Source organism: Photorhabdus antumapuensis, assembly GCF_020387775.1.
In the GTDB taxonomy this organism is placed as follows: Bacteria; Pseudomonadota; Gammaproteobacteria; order Enterobacterales; family Enterobacteriaceae; genus Photorhabdus; species Photorhabdus antumapuensis.
This window is the reverse complement of the sequence record NZ_JAHZMK010000078.1, coordinates 1-3,279: the sequence shown is the minus strand read 5'-3', so window position 1 is coordinate 3,279 and position 3,279 is coordinate 1. Positions and strand designations below refer to the sequence as shown.

The 3,279-nt window shown below is 54.3% G+C and carries 2 rRNA genes; both read right to left on the bottom strand.

What is annotated here, in order from left to right:
- Window positions 1-5 precede the first annotated feature (5 nt).
- Window positions 6-121 (bottom strand): 5S ribosomal RNA (gene rrf, locus KZ793_RS21655).
- Between the two features lie 135 nt (window positions 122-256).
- Window positions 257-3,167, bottom strand: a 23S ribosomal RNA gene (locus tag KZ793_RS21650).
- Window positions 3,168-3,279: the final 112 nt, after the last annotated feature.

Here is a 3,279-nt window from a genome sequence, read left to right as displayed (position 1 = left end):
TTAAAGCCTGGCAGTTCCCTACTCTCACATGGGGAGACCCCACACTACCATCGGCGCTACGGCGTTTCACTGCTGAGTTCGGCATGGGGTCAGGTGGGACCACCGCGCTATCGCCGCCAGGCAAATTCTTTTCATTCCGGCCGTTGCTTCCCTTTCGTCCACAACACCCAAAACCAATCTCTGAACAAGCTGAAACTCTCTTCTCTCTCCGTCTTCCGACCACCGTCTTCTGACGCCAAAACACCTTCGGTGTTGTAAGGTTAAGCCGCTCGGTTCATTAGTACTGGTCAGCTCAATGCATCGCTGCACTTACACACCCAGCCTATCCACGTCTTCGTCTTAAACGTTCCTTCCGTGACTTCAAGTCAGGGGAAGACTCATCTCAAGGCAAGTTTCCCGCTTAGATGCTTTCAGCGGTTATCTCTCCCGCACTTAGCTACCGGGCGATGCCATTGGCATGACAACCCGTACACCAGCGGTGCGTCCACTCCGGTCCTCTCGTACTAGGAGCAGCCCCTTTCAATCTTCCAACGCCCACGGCAGATAGGGACCGAACTGTCTCACGACGTTCTAAACCCAGCTCGCGTACCACTTTAAATGGCGAACAGCCATACCCTTGGGACCGACTTCAGCCCCAGGATGTGATGAGCCGACATCGAGGTGCCAAACACCGCCGTCGATATGAACTCTTGGGCGGTATCAGCCTGTTATCCCCGGAGTACCTTTTATCCGTTGAGCGATGGCCCTTCCATACAGAACCACCGGATCACTAAGACCTACTTTCGTACCTGCTCGAGCTGTCACTCTCGCAGTCAAGCTGGCTTATGCCTTTGCACTAACCTCACGATGTCCGACCGTGATTAGCCAACCTTCGTGCTCCTCCGTTACGCTTTGGGAGGAGACCGCCCCAGTCAAACTACCCACCAGACACTGTCCCCGGCCCGGATAACGGGCCTGAGTGAGAACATCGAACATTCAAGGGTGGTATTTCAAGGATGGCTCCGTGCAGACTGGCGTCCGCACTTCACTGCCTCCCACCTATCCTACACATCAAGGCTCCATGTTCAGTGTCAAGCTATAGTAAAGGTTCACGGGGTCTTTCCGTCTTGCCGCGGGTACACTGCATCTTCACAGCGAGTTCAATTTCACTGAGTCTCGGGTGGAGACAGCCTGGCCATCATTACGCCATTCGTGCAGGTCGGAACTTACCCGACAAGGAATTTCGCTACCTTAGGACCGTTATAGTTACGGCCGCCGTTTACTGGGGCTTCGATCAAGAGCGTCGCCTTGCGGCTAACCCCATCAATTAACCTTCCAGCACCGGGCAGGCGTCACACCGTATACGTCCACTTACGTGTTTGCACAGTGCTGTGTTTTTAATAAACAGTTGCAGCCAGCTGGTCTCTGCGACTGGCTTCGGCTCCGGGCGCGCGGCCCTTCACCTACTACCAGCGTGCCTTCTCCCGAAGTTACGGCACCATTTTGCCTAGTTCCTTCACCCGAGTTCTCTCAAGCGCCTGGGTATGCTCTACCTGACCACCTGTGTCGGTTTGGGGTACGATTCAAGGTGACCTGAAGCTTAGAGGCTTTTCCTGGAAGCCGGGCATCAACCACTTCACCGCCGTAGCGGCTCGTCATCACGCCTCAGTGTCTACGAAAGAGCGGATTTGCCTGCTCTTTCCACCTACACGCTTAAACCGGGACGACCGTCGCCCGGATGGCCTAGCCTTCTCCGTCCCCCCTTCGCAGTCACCTTCAGTACAGGAATATTAACCTGTTTCCCATCGACTACGCTTTTCAGCCTCGCCTTAGGGGTCGACTCACCCTGCCCCGATTAACGTTGGACAGGAACCCTTGGTCTTCCGGCGAGCGGGTTTTTCACCCGCTTTATCGTTACTTATGTCAGCATTCGCACTTCTGATACCTCCAGCGGGCCTCACGGCGCCACCTTCACCGGCTTACAGAACGCTCCCCTACCCAGCCACACTTACGTGTCGCTGCCGCAGCTTCGGTGCATGGTTTAGCCCCGTTACATCTTCCGCGCGGGCCGACTCGACCAGTGAGCTATTACGCTTTCTTTCAATGATGGCTGCTTCTAAGCCAACATCCTGGCTGTCTGGGCCTTCCCACCTCGTTTCCCACTTAACCATGACTTCGGGACCTTAGCTGGCGGTCTGGGTTGTTTCCCTCTTCACGACGGACGTTAGCACCCGCCGTGTGTCTCCCGTGATGACATTCTTCGGTATTCGCAGTTTGCATCGGGTTGGTAAGCCGGGATGGCCCCCTAGCCGAAACAGTGCTCTACCCCCGAAGATGAACTCACGAGGCGCTACCTAAATAGCTTTCGGGGAGAACCAGCTATCTCCCGGTTTGATTGGCCTTTCACCCCCAGCCACAGGTCATCCGCTAATTTTTCAACATTAGTCGGTTCGGTCCTCCAGTTAGTGTTACCCAACCTTCAACCTGCCCATGGCTAGATCACCGGGTTTCGGGTCTATACCCTGCAACTACTTCGCCCAGTTAAGACTCGGTTTCCCTGCGGCTCCCCTAATCGGTTAACCTTGCTACAGAATATAAGTCGCTGACCCATTATACAAAAGGTACGCAGTCACCCTGATAAATCAAGGCTCCCACTGCTTGTACGTACACGGTTTCAGGTTCTGTTTCACTCCCCTCGCCGGGGTTCTTTTCGCCTTTCCCTCACGGTACTGGTTCACTATCGGTCAGTCAGGAGTATTTAGCCTTGGAGGATGGTCCCCCCATATTCAGACAGGATACCACGTGTCCCGCCCTACTCGTTGAGTTCACCGCTGAGGCATTTTAGTGTACGGGACTGTCACCCTTTACTGTGCGCCTTTCCAGACGCTTCCACTCACCCCTCAGCTGATTCAGACTCTGGGCTGCTCCCCGTTCGCTCGCCGCTACTGGGGGAATCTCGGTTGATTTCTTTTCCTCGGGGTACTGAGATGTTTCAGTTCCCCCGGTTCGCCTCGTTTGACTATGAATTCATCAAACGATAGTGCAACGCATTGCACTGGGTTTCCCCATTCGGACATCGCCGGCTCATAGCGCTTCATATCAGCTTACCGACGCTTATCGCAGATTAGCACGTCCTTCATCGCCTCTGACTGCCTAGGCATCCACCGTGTACGCTTAGTCGCTTAACCTCACAACCCGAAAGTGTTTCGGATCGCAGATTGTTGAGAGACTCATCAATAATCCCTCGCGGAGACTATTGACTGTATTCAATTTTCAGCTTGTTCCAGATTGTTAAAGAGC